We start from the raw sequence: 21,126 nt of genomic DNA, 5'->3' as shown, positions 1-21,126 counted from the left end.
CATCGTTACCGGACCGACCCACGGCGTTCACACAGTCGTACGCACATTCGTGCCACTCTCCCGGTTGTTGATTGGTCAACTCGCGTAGACCCCGCGCCCCTTGGACGGGTGCGTGGCGTGCGAGACCTCCGGGAAAGGACACCCCCCACATGCCCGTCCCGCGTGTACACCGCTGGAAACCCCTCGCCGTGACCGCCGCGGCGCTGCTCGCCGGCCTCACCGTGCCGGCGACCGCCGCCACCCCGGCTCCCGCGTCCCCCGCCGTCGGCGCCTACGACGACACGTACTACAAGGACGCGCTCGGCAAGACGGGCCCCGAGCTCAAGTCCGCGCTGCACACCATCGTCAGCGAGCAGACGAAGCTCTCGTACGACAAGGTCTGGGACGCCCTCAAGGTCACCGACGAGGACCCGGCGAACAGCTCGAACGTGATCCTGCTGTACACCGGCACCTCCCGCAGCAAGAGCAGCAGCGGCGGCGACCAGGGCGACTGGAACCGCGAGCACGTGTGGGCCAAGTCCCACGGCGACTTCGGCACGGCGACCGGCCCCGGTACCGACATCCACCACCTGCGCCCCGAGGACGTCACGGTCAACAGCATCCGTGGCAACAAGGACTTCGACAACGGCGGCGGCGCGGTGGCCGGAGCGCCCGGCAACCTCACCGACGGCGACTCCTTCGAGCCCCGCGACGCCGTCAAGGGCGATGTGGCCCGCATGATCCTCTACATGGCGGTCCGCTACGACGGCGAGAACGGCTTCCCCGACCTGGAGCCCAACGACCGCGTCAACAACGGCAGCGCACCCGCCATCGGCCGCCTGTCGGTGCTGAAGAAGTGGAGCGCCGAGGACCCGCCGGACGCGTTCGAGAAGAACCGCAACCAGGTCATATTCGACAGGTTCCAGCACAACCGGAACCCGTTCATCGACCACCCGGAGTGGGTGGAAGAGGTCTGGTGACCCGGGCGAGTCCGGCCAGGTCGGCCAGGTCTTCGGTGCCGAGCCGGAGCGCGGCCGCCGCCACGTTCTCCGCCAAGTGGTCCGGCGACGACGTCCCCGGGATCGCCAGCATCGTCGGGGAGGTGGCGAGCAGCCACGCCAGGGTGACCTGGGCGGGTGTGGCCCCGTGGCGGTCGGCGACGCGGTGGAGCGCCGACAGGTCGGGGGCTCCGGCGCCGCCGAAGGGGAAGTACGGGACGTACGCGATGTCCCGCGCCGCGCACAGGTCGACCAGCTCGGCGTGTTCGCGCGTCAGCGGGCTGTACCTGTTCTGCACGGCGGCGACGGGCGCGATCTCCTCGGCCTCGGCGAACTGTTCGGGCGTGGCGCTGCTGACGCCGAGGTGGCGGATCAGGCCCTCGTCGCGCAGGGCGGCCAGCGTGGCGAAGCGGTCCTCGCCGGGGCCGTCGGTGCGCAGGAAGCGGAGGTAGACCAGGTCGAGGTGGTCCCGGCCCAGCTCGCGGAGGTTGCGGTGGACGGCCGCGCGCAGCTCCGCCGGGTCGGCGGGGTTCATCCAGCTGCCGTCCGGGAAGCGGCCGGGGCCGACCTTGGTGGCGATGACCAGGTCGTCGGGGTAGGGGTGCAGGGCCTTGCGGATGAGGTCGTTGGCCGCGATGTCCTCGTAGAAGTAGAAGGCCGCCGTGTCGATGTGGTTCACGCCGAGCTCGACCGCGCGGCGCAGCACGGCGATACCGCGGTCGGGGTCGTGCGCCGGGCCGTCCCAGCTCGCGGAGGGCAGCCGCATCGCGCCGAAGCCCAAGCGGTGGACGGGGAGTTCGCCGCCGATGAGGTACTGCCCGGCCGCGGCGGCGCCGTCGGCCGAAGTGCTGTCCGTGATCGTCATGCGCCGCATCTTCTGCCGCCCGCCCGTCGCGCGCGAACAGGTGGCCACTTGCTGCCACCGTTGACCCCTTGCGTATGGCGCCACAGACTGTCGCCACTATGGCAAGCACACAGAGCACAGGCAGCACAGACCAAGTCGTATCTCTGCGGGGGGAACGCGAACTCGTGCGCCGGGCCGGCGACCTGTTCACCGGCGCCCGTGAGGAGTTCCTGTGTGCGGCGGCGGACCTGGTGACCTTCTCGCCGGGGGTGAACGCCGCGTTCGCCGGGGGCAGGCGCCCGCCGCTCGTGCCGGCCGGCCTGGTGATGCGGAAGTTGTACACGCCGCGCGCGCTCGCGGACCCCGAGTCGGAGGCGCGGCTCGTCCGGATCGCCGACTCCGGGGCGCAGGTGCGTATCTCGACGGCGCCGCTCGCCCATGAGGCGATCGTCATCGACCGGCGGGTGGCGATCCTCGCCGGGGCGCCGGTGCAGGGGGTGCGGACGTTCACGGTGATCCGCACGCCGGTCGCCGTCGAGGGGGTCAGGGCGCTGGTGTACGCGGCCTGGGAGACGGCCACCGACCTCGACGAGTTCCGCAGGGCGCGGCCTCCCGTGCTGAGTGAGGAGGCGCGCCGGATCGTGCGGGCGCTGGGCGCGGGGCAGACCGACGAGGTGACGGCGCGCGAGCTGGGCATGTCGCTGCGTACGTACCGCAGGCGGGTGGCGGAGGTCATGGCGACGCTCGGTGCGACGTCCCGATTCCAAGCGGGTCTGCGGGCGCGGGAGTTGGATTTCGGTATCTGGGGCGGGGTGGGCGACGGGGCGTACTCGGGGCGGTCTAGATTGTCGCTTGATCGTTGAACGCTTGATCGTCGGACCGTCCGGTGCGGCGACGGGTGAAGGTACGTTGACGTGGCCAGGAGGCTCCCGTGTCAGATCACGACCCCCAGCTCGGCTCAGCCGCCGACATACGCGCGCGCATCGACACCAGCACGCCGCATTCGGCGCGTTTCTGGAACTACTTCGTGGGTGGCAAGGACAACTACGAGAAGGACCGGGAGCTCGGGGACCACATCAAGGAGATCTTTCCCGGCCTGGTCGACGTGGCGCGCACCAGCCGCCTCTTCCTGGGCCGCGCGGTGCGCCACCTGGCCACGGAGCGTGGTGTGCGGCAGTTCCTGGACATCGGCACGGGGCTGCCGACGGCGGACAACACGCACGAGGTCGCGCAGCGGGCCGCCCCCGACGCGCGCATCGTCTACGTCGACAACGACCCGCTGGTCCTGGCCCACGCGCGGGCCCTGCTGACCAGCACGCCCGAGGGCGAGACGGCGTACATCGACGCGAACCTCTACGAGCCCGAGGCGATCCTGGCGGAGGCCGCGAAGACCCTCGACCTCTCGCAGCCGGTCGCGCTCATCATCCTCAACACGCTGGGCCACGTCGCCGACTACGACCAGGCACGCGACCTGGTGTCCCGCCTCATGTCGGGCCTGTCATCCGGCAGTTACCTGGTCATCAGCGACTCCACGGCGACCAGCGAGGGCATGATCGCGGCGTCGAACGAGTACAACAAGAGCGGCGCGATCCCCTACCACGTCCGCGACGTCAAGGAGATCGCCGGCTTCTTCACCGGCCTCGACCTGCTGGACCCGGGAGTCGCCCAGGTCACGCGGTGGCGCCCGGAGACGGAGGACGCGACGGCGGTCGACGCGTATGGGGCGGTGGGCCGCAAGCCCTGACGGGAGCCCGGGGCGTCGCGCTTCATCCGTCGGCAGCGGCTGAACGCGGCGTCCCTGGCCCATGGCACGCCACGCCGAGGGCGACCCCGTCGTCTTCCCCGACCGCCTCGTGCCACCTCTCGGCCTTGGCAAGATGCGGCCCGCTCACTGCTACGGAACCCGCGACATGGGCGAGCCAACGCAGTTCGTCGCAGGCGAAGAAGGACTCGCCCCAGGTGTCGACCCAGATCCGGGCCGCGCCATCGTCCTCCGAATACGTCAGGTCCCACCACGCCCAGCCCCGGCTCTCGGAGTCGGGGTCGAACTCGTGGAGCCAGGTGTGCAGTTCCCAGGCCCCGCCCCGGATCGCCGCGGCGTACCGCTCCCTGCCCCGCCGTGCGTACCCCGGTGCCTCCGCGAAGCGAGGGCCACTCACGGCGGCGAACCACTCCGGCACGGATTCCGTGGGCAGCTCCTCATCGCCGAAGTCCGCGGAGAGCGCCAGTCCCAGGGCGACGTCGAGTACCGCCCGCAGACGGGCCGCGTACGCGCGGACGGGCACCGTCGGAGTGACGTCGAACCAGCACAGCACCGGGGGCGCGTCCTGGGCGGAGGGCCGCCGCGCGACACGGAGCCTTTCCTGCTCGATGTCCTCGGCCTCGTGCATCATGTCGCCCCCTCGCCCCGGTCAGGCCTCTCGCAATCCACGACGCGCCAGATCGAGGGCGACCGTGCCGAAATCCGTCCCAACGTGTTCGAGTTCGGTCGGGCTGTTGGCGCCCGAGCCCCATACGTACACCGGTGCCTCACCCTCCGGGGTCACGCGGCTCGTGTCGAGGACGAAGTATCCGCCCATCCCGTCGGGGCGGAACGCCACCAGAGGGGAAGGCAGACCTGCGGAATCCCTGAGGTCAAGGGTCTCCGTGACGGCTCCCAGGAGCTGCCCGTCACGGCGAACGATCCCGTAGAACTCGTCACCGGCCACGTCGCAGTCTCCGAGCTCACGCAAGAAGAACTTGTACGACTCGGGAAAGGCCACACCCAGACGCCGCTCCGCCTCCGCGATGTCACCTTCCGAGCAGCCTCCGGCGAAGATCGACTCCTCCGGATGGTCCCGTACGAGCCGCACGAACTGCTCTGCTTCTCTAATTCCCATCACGGCTCTCCACGTAGGCTCTCGCTCGGTCTTTCCAGTACTGCTTGCGCCAGAGGTCGAATTCTTCCCGGTTGATCCCGGAGGGTATCTTCGTCCCTGACTTCCAGTGCAATTGATGATAGTTACCGAAGTGCATGGCCTGCGTCAGCTCTGCCATCGGTCCGTCTTCGGTCTGCAGCATGTGGTGCACATTCATCGGTCTGCCATCAGGGCCCAGAGGTGCGAGACCCTGCTGCATGCGCTTGAGGTTGGATCGCCCGTATCTGTCGCGTGCCTGTATCGCTTCAGGGTTGTTCAGTACGAGGTCATCGCGCTGATAAACGCGCTGGCCGCGATAGTCCACGAGGTTCCAGAACTTGCACGAGGGCGCCAGCCCCAGGTGGTCGGTCCATATGTGCGGGTTGTGGACGTAGGTCGAAGGGTTCGGCGCAGGTGAGAGGCCGAGGGGGTCGAGCGAGGTGTAGCGGCCCGTCTCCGGGTCATAGTGTCGGAAGTAGTTGTAGTTGAGTTCGGTTTCGGGGTCGTAGTACTGGCCCGGGAACCGCAGCGGAGTGCAAGCGGACCCATCCGTCTCCCACGACGTGACACCCCACAGAGTGGTCTGCGCCTGCCACGCGATGTCGCCGTTTTCGTCAAGGAGCTCAGTCGGCGTACCGACCAGGTCGGTGACGATGGCGAAGAACCGGGAGTCGATCTCGTGCTGAGGTGTCTCGGCGGCACAGATGCGTTCCGTTTGCGTGATCGGGCTCAGATCCCGGTGATCCCAGGTGAGGGTGGTCCGGTTCGGGGACTGTCGGGCAGTCGTGGTCTGCTCGCACAGGAGTGTCCCGTCCCAAGTGAACCCGACCCTCTCGACCACGGACTCACCGTCGGCCGAGAGGCGCGCCTTCGCAATGCGCCGACCGAGAGGGTCGTAGGTGTAATGCCACCGAGTACCGTCCGGGGTGATGACCGATGTGAGCCGGTCTTCCGCGTCCCACGCAAACCGCCACGTGTCAGGCTTCTGCGATATCCGAGTCTTCTGCCTGAGCACGAGGCGGCCGGCGGCGTCGTATTGGTACCGGACACGGCCGGCCCGCAGCAAAGTGGTTCCGGCGTACTCACGCCGCCCCTGCGCCTCGTGTCCGACGTGAGCCGCGGGCCATGAGGCAGCCGTCTGTCCGCCTGCCGCGTCGTATGCGTAGGTCTCGCTCCACTCCTCGGCCTGGACACGGTTGACGCGCCCTGCCGGGTCGAGGAGGAACTCCTTGTCGGCCCCTGCACGCTGCTCGATGCCGGTCAGGTAGCCGTCCGCACGGTAGCGGTAGGTACGCTCCTGAACGCGTCGCCCTCCTGCGCCCGTGACGGTCTGAGTCCTCGGGCGGCCCAGTACGTCGAGCGCATGGGCGATGGTCAGGTGATCACCGATGTGGCGGGCGACCTCCAGGCCCCCGGCGTCGTGCTCGAAGCCGAGACGCCTGCCCCCTGCCAGCAGGCCGGAGCGGTTTCCTGCCGCGTCGTATGTCCAGACGCTCACCGCACCGGATGGGGTCCTGCGTTCCGATCGGCGACCCAACTCGTCGTAGGCATAGGAAACTGTGCTGCCATTGACAGTTTCGGAAAGCACCTGGCCGGTCGCGTCGCGCAGGATCTCCACCACTGCGTCCGGGGCGGCGGCACGGATCAATCGGCCTGCCAGGTCATAGGTGAAGTCGGTGATACGTCCGGCCGCATCCTTGCGCCGCACCAAGCCCAGGTCGTCGCGCTCGAAACGGATGACCTCACCCAGCGGTGTCACCCGCTCGATGAGCCGGCCCGCCGCGTCATGGTGATACGTCTGCCGTCGACCGTCAAAATCGACTTCCGCCACCAAACGGCCTGCCGCGTCGAAATCATAGTTCCAGGCCGCACCGAGTGGATTCAGTACCCGGACGAGGCGGAGCTCGCTGTCGTAGGTGAATTCGTGGCGCACGCCGTCCGGACCTGTGCTGGCGGACAGCAGGTCGAAGTGGGTGAACTCGAACAGGGAGGTACGTCGCATGGCATCCGTATGGGACGTGCAGTTGCCCTCGCCGTCATAGGTCCATGTCTCCTCCGAGCCATCGGCAGCAACCCGCCGGGCAAGATGGCCCTCGACGGTCCACTCCAAGAGGGTCTGCGCGCCCGTCGGGTCCCTCAGGAGCACCGGATTCCCCCAAGCGTCACGCTCGTAAGTGGTGACTGCTCCGAGAGCATCGGTCACTCTGATGGGCAGGCCGGCCTTGTCGTTGCGTACCCGGGTGCTGTGACCGAGAGCGTCGGTGATGCACTTCAGACCACCGGTTCTGTCACGGGTGAGGTGCGTGGTGCGGCCGACGGCGTCGGTGACGGCTACTGGATTACCGAAGCTGTCGTATTCCTGGGTCCAGCGCGACCCGTCGGCTTCCACCATCAGGGTCGGCAGGCCGAACTCGTTGTACTGAGCCGTGATTTCGCCGCCATCCGGCCGCACCACTCTCGTGACAAGGCCCCCCTCGTCGTACGTGTACCGAGTCACCCGCCCCAGCCCATCCCTCACCCCCACAAGCCGCAACTCCTCGTCCCACTCCTGCTCCACCACATGCCCCAGCGGATCCGTCTCCCGGATCAGGCGGTACGCGTCGTTGTGCTCGTAGATGCGGGCGTGGCCCAGTGAGTCCGTCACGCGTGTGGTGCGGGTCGCGTCGTCGTAGGTGAGTGTGGAGGCCAGGGCGTTGCCCGTGCCGCCGGTGGTGGTGACTCGGCCGTGGGAGTCGTACGTGTACCAGTACGTCGTGCCGTTGCGGTCGGTCCAGGAGGTGATGCGGCCCTCGGGGTCGTAGGTGTAACGCATCGGGAGGCCGGAGGGGTTGGTTTCCTCGGTGAGGTGGCCGGAGGTGTCGTAGCCGAAGGTGAGGAGTGTCGTGCCGGGGGCGGACGGCTCCGAGGGGTCGAGGAGGCGTAGAGCCGTGATGCGGGAGTCCGCCTCGTCGCGGTCCAGGGCGATGCGGTAGCCGCCGGAGTGGGTCACCGCCACCGGGATGTCGCCCTCGTCGTACTCGATGGTGATCCGGTTGCCGTTGCGGTCCTCGACGTACTGGAGCGGGACATCGACCGCTTCGCCGGCGGCGGCCGGGACCGGGCTGTGGAAGACCTGGACGAGGCCGCTGTCGGGGTCGGTGACGCATATCGCGCCGTCGAATCCGTCGGCCCAGGACAGGGTCAGGCGTGAGCCTGGGGTCTCGGGGCGGACCTCCTCGCCGCTCTCCGGGTCGGGCACGGGGAAGCAGAGCCGGGCACCGTCCGCGGCGGCGTAGACGAAACCGTTCTCGTCGGCCTGCACCCGCTGGTCCAGGGTGGAGGCCCAGGACGGGCCGAACCAGCCGCCGAAGCGGTAGGAGGAGAGGTGCGTGCGCTCCAGGAGGAGGGGCAGGACGCCGGGCAGGCGGACGTCGGTGCGGGTCAGCGCCATGTCGCCGGTCGCCACGTCGATCGGGTCGCGGACGAACTTCTTGAGCGCGTTGCGCACCGAGGCGGGCAGCTTGTCGAAGCCGGGGCGGAGGGAGAGGCGTTCGAAGGAGGCGCAGTTGAGCTTCATGGCGGCGCGCAGCCGGGACAGGTCCTTGGGCTTGAGTTTGCCGAGGCCCTTCCCGAGGAGTGTGCCGAGGCTGCCGACGCCCACGCCGAGTGCCGCGCCCAGCGCGAGCGTCTCCGCCAGCTTTCCGGGGTCCTTGAAGGTGGACGGGTCCTTGAGCAGGGTGTCCAGCGCGGCGAACTTCGCCCCCTCGCCCGCCATTCTGCCGACCCGCGCGATCGTCTTGATGTCCTTGAGGGCCTTCAGTGTCCGGCGCAGGCCGCGGATGACTTCGAGGACCGCGCGGATGGTGCGGGCCATCGCCGAGCCCGCGTGTTCGATGCGGGTGATCAGGGCCATGGCCTTCGCGAACCGCGCGCCCGCCGCGAGGTTGCCGACGACCGCGGAGGCGCCGCCGGTGAGGACGGAGAGCGCCAGGCCCGCCATCTCCACTTCGATGATCTCGACGATGATGACGTTGAGTTCGGTCAGCAGTTCGTGCGCGTCGTCGGCGTACTTGTCGAGGGCGTCGGCGCCGTCGCGCAACGAGTCCGCCATCTTCGTCGCCTGCGAACGGGTCTTCCTGGCCCGCTTGTCGAAGGCGGTGGCGGTCTTGCCCTCCCAGGTCACGTCCCGCAGCGCGGCTTCCGCGTCCTTGACGGAGGCGTCGACGGCCTTGGCGAGGGAGCGCCACTTCTTGGCGATCTCCCGGACCCCGTCCGGGTCCACCGCCGGGTCGGAGATACCCAGGAACTCCATCATGCTGGCCATGCTGTCGCCGGCCATGTGGTTGAACTTGTTGATGTAGTGGAGAGGGTTGAGGTCGACCACGGGCTCAGCCCTGCTTCTTGCCGCGTGCGGCGGCTTCGAGCAGGACGTCGAGGACGTCGAACGCCTCGGAGAGGTCGGTCATCAGCTTCGCCTCGCCGTGCCACTCGTCGACGAGGTCCGCGGCGACCTCCGCGAGCGTCTCCATGCCCTCGCGCACGTCGTCGGTCGCGCTCAGCAGGGCGCCGAGCGCGCCCAGCGCCGACAGGTCGTGCGAGGCCGCCTTGAAATCATGCAGCGGCTTTGCGATGTGATGCGGCGCCTTGCGCAGCAGCGGCGCCGCCTTCGCTATCGACTCCGAGTCCTTGCCCAGGTCTCCCACGGCCGCGCGTCCCCCGATACGTTCTGATCCTGCCCGTTGCAATGTGCACAAGCCAACGACAGACAGTAGCCGTCCCGGGTAAGCGGAATGTATTCACCCCGTCATGGCGCCGCAAAGCCGAGCGCGCACCCGTAGCTGAATTCGGCCTCCAGGAGGTCGGTGAAGATGCCGATGGGGTTCTGCCAGCGGCCCGTTGCCCAGTCGGCGTTGATGTTGACCGCGAGCATGTGTGTGCCGTCGCGGGTGCCGTAGACGTACGTCCAGGAGCCGAAGAGTGCGCCGCCCATGCCCCAGACCGCCGTGCCGGAGGGCAGGAGGAGGCGGGAGACGCCGCAGCCGTAGGTGGAGCGGGGTAACCAGTTCTCCGTTTGGACCATGGTGAGCAGTTCGCGCTGTTGTTCCGGGCGGAGGAGCTGGCCGCCGAGGAGGGCGCCGAAGAAGCGGGTGAGGTCGCCCACCGTGGAGATCATGCCGCCCGCCGCCCAGTACGGGCTCGGCTCCAGCTCCGTGGCGTCGTGGACCGGCGCGTCCGGGTCGGAGGAGAAGAGTTTGGTGTAGTGGCGTGCGTGGGGGGAAGGGAGCGTCGGGTCGGAAGCGAGCGGCAGGGACGTGCCGGTCAGGCGGAGCGGGCGGGCGATGCGGTCGGCGATCTCAGTGGTGAGCGTGCGGCCCGTCACGCGCTCGACGATCATTCCGGCGAGGATGTAGTTCGTGTTGGAGTATGCCCAGCCCGTCCCCGCCGGGAAGTCGGCCGGGTGCGACGTGGCTATCGCTACCAGGTCCTCCGGCGTGTAGCTCTCCTGGCTGCTCAGGGCCGCCTGGTCGTCCGTGTAGCTGAAGACCCCGCTCGTGTGGTCCAGGAGTTGTCGGACGGTGACCGTGGTGCCGTCGTTGCCGTTTGCCGTCAGTACGCCCGGCAGCCATCGCTCTACCGGGTCCTTCAGCGACACGCGGCCCTCCGCCGCCAGTTGCAGGACCACCGTCGCGGTGAAGGTCTTCGTGATGCTGCCGATCCGGAACCGGTCCTCCGGCCCCCGCTCCCGGCCCATCCGTGTGTCGGCGACTCCCGCCGTCCCCGTCCAGTGGCCGCCGCCGTCGCGGACCTGCGCGAGGATGCCCGGCACGCTGCCTTCCCGCACGGCCTCGTCGAGCACACGCTGGGCGGCGCCGTGGTCCCGGCGCCGGTGCGTGACGCGCGCCGTTGTCGCGGCGTCCTTCATCTGTTGTACCCCCTGATTCCCTCGGGTTACCTCTGGTACGTCTTTCGCGATACCTGAAAGCTACGTTGCGCATATGCCCGCGCGAACGGTTCAGATACAGGAACTCCCTGAAAGCCGTGGGTTTTTCGCGTCTTGTAGCGTCAGCTGTGACAGCTAACGCAACGCGCGGGTGCAGGCGCCACGGGTGCGGATATCCAGGACAGGGGGCGACATGGGTGGTGGGCGGCTGAGCGCCGAGGAGCGGAAGCGCATCGAGGCCGGGCTCGCCGAAGGATTGACGTACGCCGCCATCGCCCGCTGCCTCGGGCGGCCGACCTCCACCGTCAGCAGGGAGGTCGCCCGCAACAACGGCCCCTCCGGCTACCGCGCCGAGCACGCCGACCGTGCCGAGGCCTGGCGGCGGCGCAACCGCCCTCCCCGGCCACCCCGCCCCACACCGCCACCGGCCGTCACTCCCCACCCCGACGACGACGCCGAAGTCCCCGCCCCGCACGGGAGCGAAGCCGACGCCGTCCACGCCTATCTGGAACGCTTCACGGCCGTGCTGATCGCCACCGGACTCCCCCGCACCGCCGCCAAGGTGCTCGCCTGCCTGGTCACCACGCCCTCCGGCACGCGGACCGCCGCTGAGCTCGCCCGGCATCTTGGGGTCAGCCCGGCCTCGGTCTCCAAGGCCGTGGGGTACCTCGCCGGGCTCGACGTCCTCACCCGCGAGTACGAGCACGAGCCGGGCCGACGCCGCGAGCGTTACGTCATCGACGACGGCGTCTGGCTGCGTGCCTGGCTGACCAGCGCGGAGCAGAACGCGGTGTGGGCCGAGACCGCCCGGGAGGGCGCCGAGCTGTTCGGCCCCGACACCCCGACGGGTGCGCGGCTGGAGGCGATGCGCCGGTTCTTCGCGCAGGCGCACCGCGACATGACCGGTCCGTCGGCCACCGCGTATCTCGATGATGCGCTGACCGTGGTCGCCGCCCTGCTCCACGCGGACCGGCCCCTCACCACCGGCCAGCTCGCCGCCGCCCTCGGCTGGCCGCAGGCACGTGCCGCGACCGCCTTGGAGGTTGCCGCGCAACAGCCGGACGATGCCTGCCCCTTGAAGCTCCGGCGCACCCCCTCCGGCGCGTACCGGGTCACGCCCCACCCCGACCGGCTCACCCCCGCCCAGCGCGCGGCGCTGCGCCGATAGCGCTCAGGCGCTCAGGAGCACAGGCGCTCAGGCGCTCAGGCGCTCAGGCGCTCAGGCGCTCAGCCTGCGATCCCCCGCTCCTCGTCGTACGCCGCCCTCGACTCCGCGATCGTGACGCGGTGGCGTTCCGCCCAGCCGGTCAGGGAGAGCAGCGTGCCGTGCAGCTCCCGTGCCACCGGCGTCAGTTCGTACTCCACCTTCGGCGGGACCGTCGGGTGCACCGTCCGCTCCAGCAGCCCGTCGCGCTCAAGATTGCGCAGGGTCAGCGTCAGCATGCGGCGGCTGATGCCCTCGATGGCGCGCTCCAGTTCGGTGAAGCGGATCGGGCCGTGGGCGGCCGCGATGATGATCGGGACGCTCCACTTGCCCACGACCCTGTCAATAACCTCGCGGACCGGGCACGCCTCCGCGTTCACCACCTGCGAGGTAACACCGGTGTTCCCCTGGGACATGAAAGTGCCTCCTTCTGCCCGCTCTCGCGGCCGTCCACGATGAGCCCCGTTACAAGTCGTGCACCTTTGCAGCTCAGAGGCGCCCCGTACGGAGGTTGTCACCATGTCCCAAGCCGTGTCCGAGGTCAACATTCCCGCAACTGCCAAGTCCCCATCGGCCTCCCCGTGGGCGTCCCTCGCCGTGCTCTCCTCCGGGCTCCTGATGACCATCATCGACGGCAACATCGTGACCGTCGCGATGCCGTCCATCCAGAGCGATCTCGGCTTCTCCCCCGCCGGTCTCGCCTGGGTGGTCAATGCCTATCTCATCGCCTTCGGCGGGCTGCTGCTCCTCGTCGGACGGCTCGGCGATCTCGTGGGCCGCAAGCGGATGTTCGTGTCCGGGCTCGCGCTCTTCACCGCCGCGTCCGTCCTGTGCGGCGTCGCCACCGGCCAGGGCGTGCTCGTCGCGGCCCGCGCCCTCCAGGGTGTCGGCGGCGCGATGACCTCCGCCGTCGTCCTCGGCATGCTCGTCGCCCTCTTCCCCGAGCCGCGCGAACAGGCCAAGGCCATCGCGGTGTTCAGCGCGGTCGGCGCGGCGGGCGGTGCGCTCGGCACGTTCCTCGGCGGGGCGCTCACCGAGGCCCTGAACTGGCACTGGATCTTCCTGATCAACCTGCCGATCGGCGTCGTCGCCCTCGTCGCGGCCGTACGCGTGCTCGACGACGACAGGGAGAACCACCGCGGCGCGGGGCGCGGCGGCGCCGACTACCCGGGCGCCGCCCTCATCACCGGCGCGCTGATGCTCACCGTCTACACCATCGTCACGACCGCCGAGCACAGCGCCTCCGCGACCCTCTCCCTCGCCGCAGGTTCCCTCCTTCTGTACGTCGCCTTCGCCGTCCGGCAGAGCCGCGCCGCCCGCCCCCTGCTGCGGCTGCGCCTCTTCCGCTCGCGTCTCCTGACCGGCGCCAACGCCGTGCAGATGCTGATGATCGCGGGGATGTACGGCTTCCAGTACATCGGCGCGCTCTACCTTCAGCGGGTCCTCGGCCACGGCGAGCTGCTGACCGGCGTCGCCTTCCTGCCCGCGCCCGTCACCATCGGCGTCCTGATGCTCGGCCTCTCCGCGAAGGTCATCGGCCGCTTCGGCGCCCACCGCACGCTCCTCGCGGGCCTCGCCCTGATCACGGCGGGCCTCGCCCTCCTCGGCCGGCTGCCCTCCGACGGTTCGTACGCCCTCGACGTCCTGCCCGGCATGCTGCTGCTCAGCGCCGGTTTCGCCGCCGCGATGCCCGCGGTGACGGGCCTCGCGATGGGCGGCGCGTCGGAGGAGGACGCGGGCCTCGCCTCCGGCCTCTTCAACACCACGCAGGTCGTGGGCGGTTCGCTCGGCCTCGCGGTCCTGACGACCCTGGCGGCGGGCCGCGCCGAATCCCTCACGGCCGACGGTACGTCCGCCGTCGCCGCCGCGGCCGACGGCTACCGGCTCGCCTTCTGGGTGGCGTCCGGCATCGCGGCAGCAGGCCTCGCCCTGGCCGCGACCGTGCTGCGGCCCGCCTCGGGCAAGGTCAGTTGAGCCCAGACCGTCTTGCCGACCGCCCGGCCCGACACACCCCACTCCGCCGCCAGCGCCGCCACGATCACGAGCCCTCGGCCCGACTCCCCGTCGGGCGCCGGGGGCTCCGGCGTCTGCGGCGGCATACGTTCGGCACGCGTGTCGGCGACCTCGATACGCAACATGTCCCCGTACAGCGTCAGGGCGAGCTCGAAGTCCCGCCCCTCCACCCGCCCGTGGGTCACGGCGTTCGTGGCGAGCTCGGCGACGATCGCCTCGGCCGCGTCCGACAGCTCGGTGTCGTACGCGATGCCCCAGCCGTCCAGGTGGTACCTGGCCAGCCTCCTTGCCAGGCGGGCACCCCGGGGCGTGGCACTGAGGCGCTGCACGAAGGTGTGGAGGACGGGGGCGGTCGCGGGCGACTTGGTTCGGGTCGGCATGCGCCCACCGTGGCCGCACGAAGAGGTCGTCACCAGCCCCGAAACTCGTACGCTGCGTAACTGTACGAGTACGAACTGTGGACAGTACGCGTAACCGAACGTGACCATGGGCGGGTTGACGGGGAACGGTAAGCGAGCGTCAGGGGATACCCGTGATGTCGTCAAGTACGCAGGGCAGTAATGAGCCCGAACCGACCGACGGGCTCAGGGCCTTCGGCGCGGTCCTGAAGAGTTTCCGCAAACGCGCCGGCTACACGCAGGAGGCCCTCGCACACGAGATCGGCTACTCCGTGCACTTCCTCGCCTCCATCGAGCAGGGCAGACGCTTTCCGCCGGCCCGGTTCGTCGACCAGTGCGAGGTCACACTCGACGCGTTCGGCACGTTGCGGCTGGCGGCCAATCAGCTGTCCCGGCAGCGGGGGCTGGCTTCGTGGTTCCGCAGGTGGGCCCAGCTGGAACAGGAGGCAGTGGCCCTCTCGACGTACGAGTGCCGGTTGATCCCGGGCTTGTTGCAGACGGAGGCGTATGCGCGGACGTTGTTCATCAACCAGTTGCCTCCGCAGGGCGATGAACAGATCGAGGCCCTGCTGACGGCACGCGTCGAGCGTCAGCTGCTCCTCACGGAACGGCCGAACACCGCGTACAGCTTCATCCTTGAGGAACATCTGTTCCTGCGCGGCATGGGCGGGCATGAAGTCACCATGGAACTCATCGACCATGTCCTGGGGCTCGCCGAGCGCCGGAACATCGAGTTGCAGATCATGCCGGTGGCGAGGACGAGTCATGCCGGGTTGGACGGCCCCATGCAGTTGTTGGAGACCCCGGAGAACAAGTGGTACGCCTATACGGAGGGACAGGAAAGCGGCCAGCTCCTCTCCGACGCGAAAGTCGTCAGCATGCTCCAGATGCGGTATGCCAGGATGCGCGCACAGGCTCTCTCGTTCGATGACTCGGTGAGCCTGCTGGAGCGGATGCGAGGAGCGTAATGACCACCCCTGAACTGGCCTGGTTTAAGAGCAGCTACAGCAGTGGCGGCTCAGGCGACTGCCTTGAAGTCGCCCTCTCCTGGCGCAAGTCCAGCTACAGCAGTGGCGGCGACGGCGACTGCATAGAGGTCGCCCCCTGCCCCACCACCATCCACGTCCGCGACTCCAAGCGTTCCGAGGGTCCCCAGCTCGCCCTGGAGCCGCGCACATGGGCGGAGTTCGTCGCGTACGCCGCTCGCGGCTGAACCTCAGTCGTCCAGGCTCTTCATGACCTTGCCGAGGTCGACGAACTTGAAGTTCGTGGCGGGGCGGTCACCGTCGCCGGGTGCGTCGTGGCCGTCCTGGACGACCAGCAGGCCGTTCGGGTACTTGGGGCCGAGCGGCTCGTTCAGCGCGGCCGCGCCGTCGCACTCCTCGGAGCCGTCGAGCGTGCCGCCCGCGGGGGTGACGCGGAAGCCTCCCTCGTACTCGTTGTCGTCGCCCAGCTCGCGGTCGTACGCGGCGAAGGTGTTGTCGCCCTGGCTGGAGGCGAGAAGGTAGCCGTCGCCGTCTGCCTCCTTGACGAGGGTGAGGCCCTCGACGTCGGCCGAGATCCGCTCGCCGCCGAAGCCGGGGTCGGTGCCCGGGGTGCACTCCTCGGTCTCCTCGTCGTACACGCCGGGGACGCCGTACTCGCGGACCTTGTCGACCAGCTCGGGCGTGCCGGTCAGGTCGGCGCGCATGCGCCAGATGCCGACGTCCTCCTGGCCCGCGTACAGCGTGCCGTTGGCCGGGTCGACGACCATGCCCTCGACCTGCGGGAGCTCACCGGGCTCGCCGCACGGCGCCCACGAGGCGCCGTTCGGCAGGCGGAACGAGGACGGCAGGTCCAGCGTGCGGACCTTGCGGTACGAGACCTTGCCGCTCTGCGTCGGGGTGAGTTCGAGGAGGGCGACGCTGGTGCGCTCGCGCCGGCTGACCAGGGCGTAGGAGCGGCCGGTGGCCTTGTCCTGCCAGGTGGCGAGGCCGTACGCGGTGCGCTGGTCGTTGATCTCGTCCTGGTCGGCGGAGAAGACGGGCGGCGCCGCGGGGTCCGTGACGTCGGTGAGCGGGCCGCCGGGGCGGTCGCGGTCGATGCGGTAAAAGCGCAGCCGGTCGTGGCCGCGGTCGCTGGTGACGGCGAGGTCGGCGGGGCCGGAGGAGAGCTTCAGGCCGTGCACGAGGTCGACGTTGTTGAAGCGGCCCGGCGCGTCGTCGGGTCCCGCGGGCGGCGGGGCGGCGACCGACTGGAGGGGGCGCGCGTCGAGGTCGTAGGCGCGTAGCCCGCCCTCCTTGGCGGTGGCTATCACGAGGCTGCGGGCCGGGTTGGCGGCGTCGCGCCAGATCGCGGGGTCGTCGGCGTCGGCGTTGCCGCCCGCTTCGTCGTCGTGGAGCACGGGGGTCTCGGCGCGGGGCGTGAGGGCGGGCAGCGGGTCGGCGGCGGTGGCCGTGGTCGCCGTGGCGCCCGTGAGGACGGTGGCGAGGGCGAGGGCGACCGAGCCGATCGTGCGGCGCATGCGGCGCGTTCGAGCGGTCGGACAATGTCTGGTCACGCGGGGTCTCCTCGTTCCGGGAACGGATGGATCTTGCGTGAGACTGGGGCCTCTCCGTGTCGCTCCGGCATACGCCGTGCGTCGGGTAACACCCCGCCCGAATGTACACAGGGTGAACCGGGGCGGGGTGCGTCAACTCGACCGTGTGTCAGCCGCGTTGGGACTCCACGAGCTCCCGCGCCTCCTCGTCCGTCGCCACCGACGGCGGCGAACCCTCCAGCGGCTTGCGGGCGGTCTCCTTCATCGCGGCCACCGCGACGATGCCGACGAGTCCGGCGAGCATCGTGTAGAAGGCGGGCATCAGGTCGTTGCCGGTCGCGCCGATCAGGGCCGCGACGACCAGCGGGGTCGTACCGCCGAAGAGCGAGACCGAGATGTTGAAGCCGATGGACAGGGAGCCGTAGCGGACGTCCGTCGGGAAGAGGGCGGGGAGCGAGGACGACATGGCGCCGAGGTAGCAGACGAGGGCGAGTCCGAGGATGAGCAGGCCCGCGAAGACCGGCAGCGTGCCACCCTGCTTGATGAGGAGGAACGCGGGGAGGGCGAGGACGAAGAAGCCGACCGAGCCCGCCATCAGGACCGGCTTGCGGCCGATGCGGTCGGAGAGGCGGCCGACGGAGTTGATGAGGGCCATCAGGATCAGCATCACGACGACGATGGACATCAGGCCGCCGGTCTCACCGAAGCCGAGCTGGGTGAGGTAGGTCGGCATGTACGACAGCAGCATGTAGTCGGTGACGTTGAACGCCGCGACCAGCGCGATGCAGAGCAGCATCGCGCGCCACTGGCCGAAGAAGGACTCCCTGAGCGACTTCTTCTGGCGCTCGGCGGCGGGCCCGTCGCCCTCCTCCATCTTCTGGAAGGCGGGCGACTCGTCGAGCTTCATCCGCAGGTAGAGGCCGATGAGGCCGAGCGGCGCCGCCACCATGAACGGAACGCGCCAGCCCCACGACTGCATGGCGTCGTCGCTGAGGCACGCGGTCAGCGTGGTGACGAGGACGGCGGCGACCGTGTAGCCGATGAGGGTGCCGAACTCCAGGAAGGACCCCCAGAACCCGCGGCGCTTGTCCGGCGCGTACTCGGCGATGAACGTCGCCGCACCCCCGTACTCGCCGCCCGTGGAGAAGCCCTGCACCATGCGGCAGAGGACGAGGAGGGCCGGCGCCCAGAAGCCGATCGAGGCGTAGCTCGGGATCAGGCCGATCGCCAGCGTCGCCGTCGACATCATGATCATGGTGAGCGCGAGGATCTTCTTGCGGCCGACCCGGTCCCCGAGCGGGCCGAAGAACATGCCGCCGATGGGACGCACCAGGAAGGCGGCGGCGAAGGTCGCCAGGGAGGAGAGGGTCTGCGCGGTCTCGTTCCCCGAGGGGAAGAACTCCTTGCCGATGATGACGGCGAGGTAGGCGTAGACCCCGAAGTCGTACCACTCCATGGCGTTGCCCAGCGCGGTCGCCTTCACCGCCCGCTTGACCTGCGCCTCCTCGGTGACGGTGATGTCCGACTGGCGCAGCCGGGGGTGCTTGCGGCGGTGGATCGCCCGGAAGAGCGCGCGGTGCCGCGCCACCGCCTCGGGAGCGGGCGGTGCCGGTGTTTCGGGGGCTTCGGGCGCGCTCACGGGGCTGTCACTCTCTCTGTCGGCGGGGCGGTCGACGGGTCGACGGTCAACATTGCCCATCGGTGGAGTTTCAGTGCCCTGCGATGGTCCTTGCGCCCACGGTCCGAAGTCCTCCGGAGAAAGGACTTCGGTCCCGTTTGGACGATCTCCGGTCCGCCGGGGCGCACACCCCAGTGGCTCACCTCCTTCCGGGTGAGCCACCGCGCTTCGAGCAGCCGGTCGGCGGACGGAACCACACCGCCGTAGATCATGGCGGGGACCGCCGCGTCCGCTCACCGAGACGCACCACTTGAGCCCGGGGCCGCCGGGGAAAGAGACCCTTCGGCACCCACCGCACCGCGCACCCGCACCCCCGCCCGACCGACGGAGTCCGTATGCCGCTGCCCCTCCACCGCCGCACCTTCCTCGCCGGTCTCGCCGGCACGGCCGGTGTCGCCGCCGTCGCCTGCTCCGGCTCCCCCGCCGGCGGCGCCACCCCCGACGACGCGCGCGGCGCGCGCCGGACCGCCGCCGCCGAGGCCGCCCGGCGCCTGCTCCCCCACCACTGGGACCAGCTCACCTTCGAGTCCGTGCCGAGGAAGGCGGGCGCCGAGGACTCCTTCCAGGTGACCGGGCGACGCGGCCGCATCACCATCACCGGGACCACCCCGGCCACCCAACTGGCCGGGCTGCGGCATTACTTGAAACACGTCACGCACGCCAACATCACCTGGGCGGGCAGCCGGACCGACCACCTCCCGAAGCGGCTCCCCGCCCCCGCCGGACCCCTCACGCGCACCGCCAACGTCCCGCACCGCTTCGTCCTGAACGACACCAACGACGGCTACACGGGCGCGTACCACGACTGGGCGTACTGGGAGCGCGAGATCGACGTGCTCGCGCTGCACGGCTACAACGAAGTCCTCGTGTACGCGGGCGCGGACGCCGTCTACCACCGCGCCTTCCAGGAGTTCGGGTACTCGGACGTCGAGCTGCGCGCCTGGGTGCCCGCCCCCGCCCACCAGCCGTGGTGGCTCCTCCAGAACATGTCGTCGTTCCCGCACCCGGTCTCCCGGCAGCTGATCGACGCGCGCGCCCGCCTGGGCCGCCGCATCTGCGACCGGCTCCGCGACCTCGGCATGACGCCCGTCCTGCCGGGCTACTTCGGCACCGTGCCGCCCGGCTTCGCACAGAAGAACCCGGGCGCGAGAACCGTCCCGCAGGGCGACTGGGTGGGCTTCGCGCGACCGGACTGGCTGGATCCGCGAACCGGCCAGTTCGCGCGTGTCGCCGCCGCGTTCTACCGCGCGCAGGACGAACTGTTCGGCCCGACCACGATGTACAAGATGGACCTCCTCCACGAGGGCGGGAAGCCCGGCGACGTGCCCGTCGGCGACGCCGCCCGGGGTGTCGAGAAGGCCCTGCGGACCGCGCACCCCGGCGCCATCTGGGCGATTCTCGGCTGGCAGCACAACCCGCCGAAGGCCATCCCCGACGCCGTCGACAAAGAGCGCATGCTCGTCGTCGACGGCCTCTCCGACCGCTTCCCCAACATCACCGACCGCGAGGCCGACTGGGGCGACACGCCCTACACCTTCGGCTCCATCTGGAACTTCGGCGGCCACACGACGCTCGGCGCCAACACGCCCGACTGGGCCGAGCTGTACGACAAGTGGCGCACGAGAAAAGGCAGCACCCTGCGCGGCATCTCACTCATGCCGGAGGCCGCCGACAACAACCCCGCCGCGTTCGAGCTCTTCTCGGAACTGGCGTGGCGCGAGGGCGACCTGGACCTGAAGGCGTGGTTCGCCGAGTGGTCGACCGTCCGGTACGGAGCCGCCGACCGGCACGCCGCGGCCGCCTGGGACGTGCTGCGCCGCACCGCCTACGGCACGACGCGCGCCGACCGGTGGGCCGAAGGCGCCGACGGCCTCTTCGGCGCGCGGCCCAGCCTCGCGGCGCGGTCGGCGGCGTCCTGGTCGCCCAAGGCGCTGCGCTACGCGCCGGAGAAGTTCGAGCCCGCCCTCGACGAACTGCTGCGCGTGCGACCCGGGTTGCGGCGGTCCTCCGCGTACCGGTACGACCTCCTCGACGTCGCCCGGCAGGCCCTGTCCAACCGCAGCCGCGTCCTGCTGCCGCGCATCAAGAAGGCGTACGACGCCGGGGACACCCGGCGCTTCGACCGGCTGACGCGCGAGTGGCTCGGCCTGCTGGACCTGCTCGACCGGCTCCTCGCCACCGACTCCCGCCATCTGCTGGGGCGTTGGATCGCCGAGGCCCGCGCGTGGGGTGCCGACGCGGCGGAACGGGACCGGCTCGCGTACGACCAGCTCTCCCTGCTGACCGTGTGGGGCACCCGCTCGGGGGCCGACGCCGGGCTGCGCGACTACGCCAACCGGGAGTGGGCGGGGCTTGTGGGCGGTCTGTACCGGTTGCGCTGGGAACGGTATTTCGCGGAGCTGCGCTCCGCGCTCTCCGAGAACCGGGTTCCCGAGAAGATCGACTGGTTCGCGGTGGAGGAGGGGTGGATTCGCGACCCCGGGCCGCTGAGGGTACGCCCCACGGGGGACGTGTATGAGATCGCTACGCGGGTTCGGGACCGGTTGGGGACGTCTTAGGCCTGCGGCCCACGGGGTGGGGGGCTGGTGTGTTTTGACGGCTCTGCGGGTGGGATGTGGCTGAGCGCGCAGTTCCCCGCGCCCCTTACGGGGCGCTGCCGCAGGCTGGCTCAGGGCTC

The 21,126-nt window shown here is 70.0% G+C and carries 18 protein-coding genes; 8 read left to right on the top strand and 10 right to left on the bottom strand.

Going from position 1 to position 21,126, the window contains the following annotated elements; translation table 11 throughout:
- Positions 1 to 149: 149 nt before the first annotated feature.
- A complete protein-coding gene (locus ACZ4Z4_RS11400) occupies positions 150 to 959 on the top strand; it encodes an endonuclease I family protein (RefSeq protein ID WP_468325435.1) in 810 nt (269 codons plus the stop codon).
- Here the strand turns inward: ACZ4Z4_RS11400 and ACZ4Z4_RS11395 are convergent.
- Positions 922 to 1,851, bottom strand: coding sequence for an aldo/keto reductase (locus ACZ4Z4_RS11395; RefSeq protein ID WP_468325802.1), 930 nt, complete (start codon positions 1,849 to 1,851; stop codon positions 922 to 924). The two genes, ACZ4Z4_RS11400 and ACZ4Z4_RS11395, sit on opposite strands and share 38 nt — an antisense overlap.
- Positions 1,852 to 2,006: 155 nt before the next feature.
- On the opposite strand from ACZ4Z4_RS11395, the gene ACZ4Z4_RS11390 reads away from it, so the two are divergent.
- Both ACZ4Z4_RS11390 and ACZ4Z4_RS11385 read left to right on the top strand, forming a co-directional pair.
- Entirely contained in the window at positions 2,007 to 2,684 is a 678-nt protein-coding gene (locus ACZ4Z4_RS11390; protein WP_468325432.1) for a helix-turn-helix transcriptional regulator, read from the top strand.
- Positions 2,685 to 2,752: 68 nt separating this feature from the next.
- Complete coding sequence (locus tag ACZ4Z4_RS11385) at positions 2,753 to 3,565, top strand: SAM-dependent methyltransferase (RefSeq protein ID WP_468325429.1); 813 nt, start codon at positions 2,753 to 2,755, stop codon at positions 3,563 to 3,565.
- Positions 3,566 to 3,587: 22 nt separating this feature from the next.
- On the opposite strand, the gene ACZ4Z4_RS11380 is transcribed toward ACZ4Z4_RS11385, so the two are convergent.
- The 5 genes from ACZ4Z4_RS11380 to ACZ4Z4_RS11360 all read right to left on the bottom strand — a co-directional run bounded on the left by ACZ4Z4_RS11380 (position 3,588) and on the right by ACZ4Z4_RS11360 (position 10,620).
- On the bottom strand, positions 3,588 to 4,214 hold the full coding sequence (locus tag ACZ4Z4_RS11380; RefSeq protein WP_468325426.1) for a hypothetical protein: 627 nt from the start codon (positions 4,212 to 4,214) through the stop codon (positions 3,588 to 3,590).
- Positions 4,215 to 4,232: 18 nt separating this feature from the next.
- Positions 4,233 to 4,700: an SMI1/KNR4 family protein gene (locus ACZ4Z4_RS11375; RefSeq protein WP_468325423.1), complete on the bottom strand. Its 468-nt coding sequence runs from the start codon at positions 4,698 to 4,700 to the stop codon at positions 4,233 to 4,235.
- Complete coding sequence (locus ACZ4Z4_RS11370; protein ID WP_468325799.1) at positions 4,690 to 9,036, bottom strand: DUF6531 domain-containing protein; 4,347 nt, start codon at positions 9,034 to 9,036, stop codon at positions 4,690 to 4,692. Before ACZ4Z4_RS11370 ends, ACZ4Z4_RS11375 begins: the two co-directional genes overlap by 11 nt.
- 49 nt (positions 9,037 to 9,085) lie before the next feature.
- Positions 9,086 to 9,400 carry a hypothetical protein gene (locus ACZ4Z4_RS11365; RefSeq protein ID WP_468325420.1) on the bottom strand — a complete coding sequence of 105 codons (315 nt, stop codon included), beginning with the start codon at positions 9,398 to 9,400 and terminating at the stop codon, positions 9,086 to 9,088.
- A 101-nt stretch (positions 9,401 to 9,501) separates the two neighbouring features.
- Complete coding sequence (locus tag ACZ4Z4_RS11360; RefSeq protein ID WP_468325417.1) at positions 9,502 to 10,620, bottom strand: serine hydrolase domain-containing protein; 1,119 nt, start codon at positions 10,618 to 10,620, stop codon at positions 9,502 to 9,504.
- A 211-nt stretch (positions 10,621 to 10,831) separates the two neighbouring features.
- Here ACZ4Z4_RS11360 and ACZ4Z4_RS11355 point away from each other — a divergent pair, with 211 nt between their 5' ends.
- Positions 10,832 to 11,806 (top strand): GbsR/MarR family transcriptional regulator, encoded by a 975-nt coding sequence (locus ACZ4Z4_RS11355; protein WP_468325414.1) that lies wholly within the window; start codon positions 10,832 to 10,834, stop codon positions 11,804 to 11,806.
- 59 nt (positions 11,807 to 11,865) lie between these two features.
- Here ACZ4Z4_RS11355 and ACZ4Z4_RS11350 read toward each other — a convergent pair whose 3' ends face one another.
- Entirely contained in the window at positions 11,866 to 12,258 is a 393-nt protein-coding gene (locus tag ACZ4Z4_RS11350; protein WP_468325411.1) for a winged helix-turn-helix transcriptional regulator, read from the bottom strand.
- A gap of 103 nt (positions 12,259 to 12,361) precedes the next feature.
- On the opposite strand from ACZ4Z4_RS11350, the gene ACZ4Z4_RS11345 reads away from it, so the two are divergent.
- Positions 12,362 to 13,816: an MFS transporter gene (locus ACZ4Z4_RS11345; RefSeq protein ID WP_468325408.1), complete on the top strand. Its 1,455-nt coding sequence runs from the start codon at positions 12,362 to 12,364 to the stop codon at positions 13,814 to 13,816.
- On the opposite strand, the gene ACZ4Z4_RS11340 is transcribed toward ACZ4Z4_RS11345, so the two are convergent.
- Positions 13,720 to 14,235, bottom strand: a complete 516-nt coding sequence (locus ACZ4Z4_RS11340; protein ID WP_468325405.1) for an ATP-binding protein — start codon at positions 14,233 to 14,235, stop codon at positions 13,720 to 13,722. The two genes, ACZ4Z4_RS11345 and ACZ4Z4_RS11340, sit on opposite strands and share 97 nt — an antisense overlap.
- A gap of 155 nt (positions 14,236 to 14,390) precedes the next feature.
- Here ACZ4Z4_RS11340 and ACZ4Z4_RS11335 point away from each other — a divergent pair, with 155 nt between their 5' ends.
- Positions 14,391 to 15,221: a helix-turn-helix domain-containing protein gene (locus ACZ4Z4_RS11335; protein WP_468325402.1), complete on the top strand. Its 831-nt coding sequence runs from the start codon at positions 14,391 to 14,393 to the stop codon at positions 15,219 to 15,221.
- Positions 15,221 to 15,466 (top strand): DUF397 domain-containing protein, encoded by a 246-nt coding sequence (locus tag ACZ4Z4_RS11330; RefSeq protein ID WP_468325398.1) that lies wholly within the window; start codon positions 15,221 to 15,223, stop codon positions 15,464 to 15,466. The genes ACZ4Z4_RS11335 and ACZ4Z4_RS11330 overlap by 1 nt, the downstream gene beginning before the upstream one ends.
- A gap of 3 nt (positions 15,467 to 15,469) precedes the next feature.
- Here ACZ4Z4_RS11330 and ACZ4Z4_RS11325 read toward each other — a convergent pair whose 3' ends face one another.
- A complete protein-coding gene (locus ACZ4Z4_RS11325) occupies positions 15,470 to 16,756 on the bottom strand; it encodes a phytase (RefSeq protein ID WP_468325395.1) in 1,287 nt (428 codons plus the stop codon).
- A gap of 184 nt (positions 16,757 to 16,940) precedes the next feature.
- Positions 16,941 to 18,410 (bottom strand): glycine betaine/L-proline transporter ProP, encoded by a 1,470-nt coding sequence (gene proP, locus ACZ4Z4_RS11320; RefSeq protein WP_468325392.1) that lies wholly within the window; start codon positions 18,408 to 18,410, stop codon positions 16,941 to 16,943.
- Positions 18,411 to 18,790: 380 nt separating this feature from the next.
- Between proP and ACZ4Z4_RS11315 the strand changes: the two genes are divergently transcribed.
- On the top strand, positions 18,791 to 21,007 hold the full coding sequence (locus ACZ4Z4_RS11315) for an alpha-N-acetylglucosaminidase (RefSeq protein WP_468325796.1): 2,217 nt from the start codon (positions 18,791 to 18,793) through the stop codon (positions 21,005 to 21,007).
- The last annotated feature ends 119 nt before the right edge of the window (positions 21,008 to 21,126 follow it).

Source organism: Streptomyces sp. NPDC030245 (genome assembly GCF_055572995.1).
This window is presented reverse-complemented; position numbering and strand designations above follow the sequence as displayed.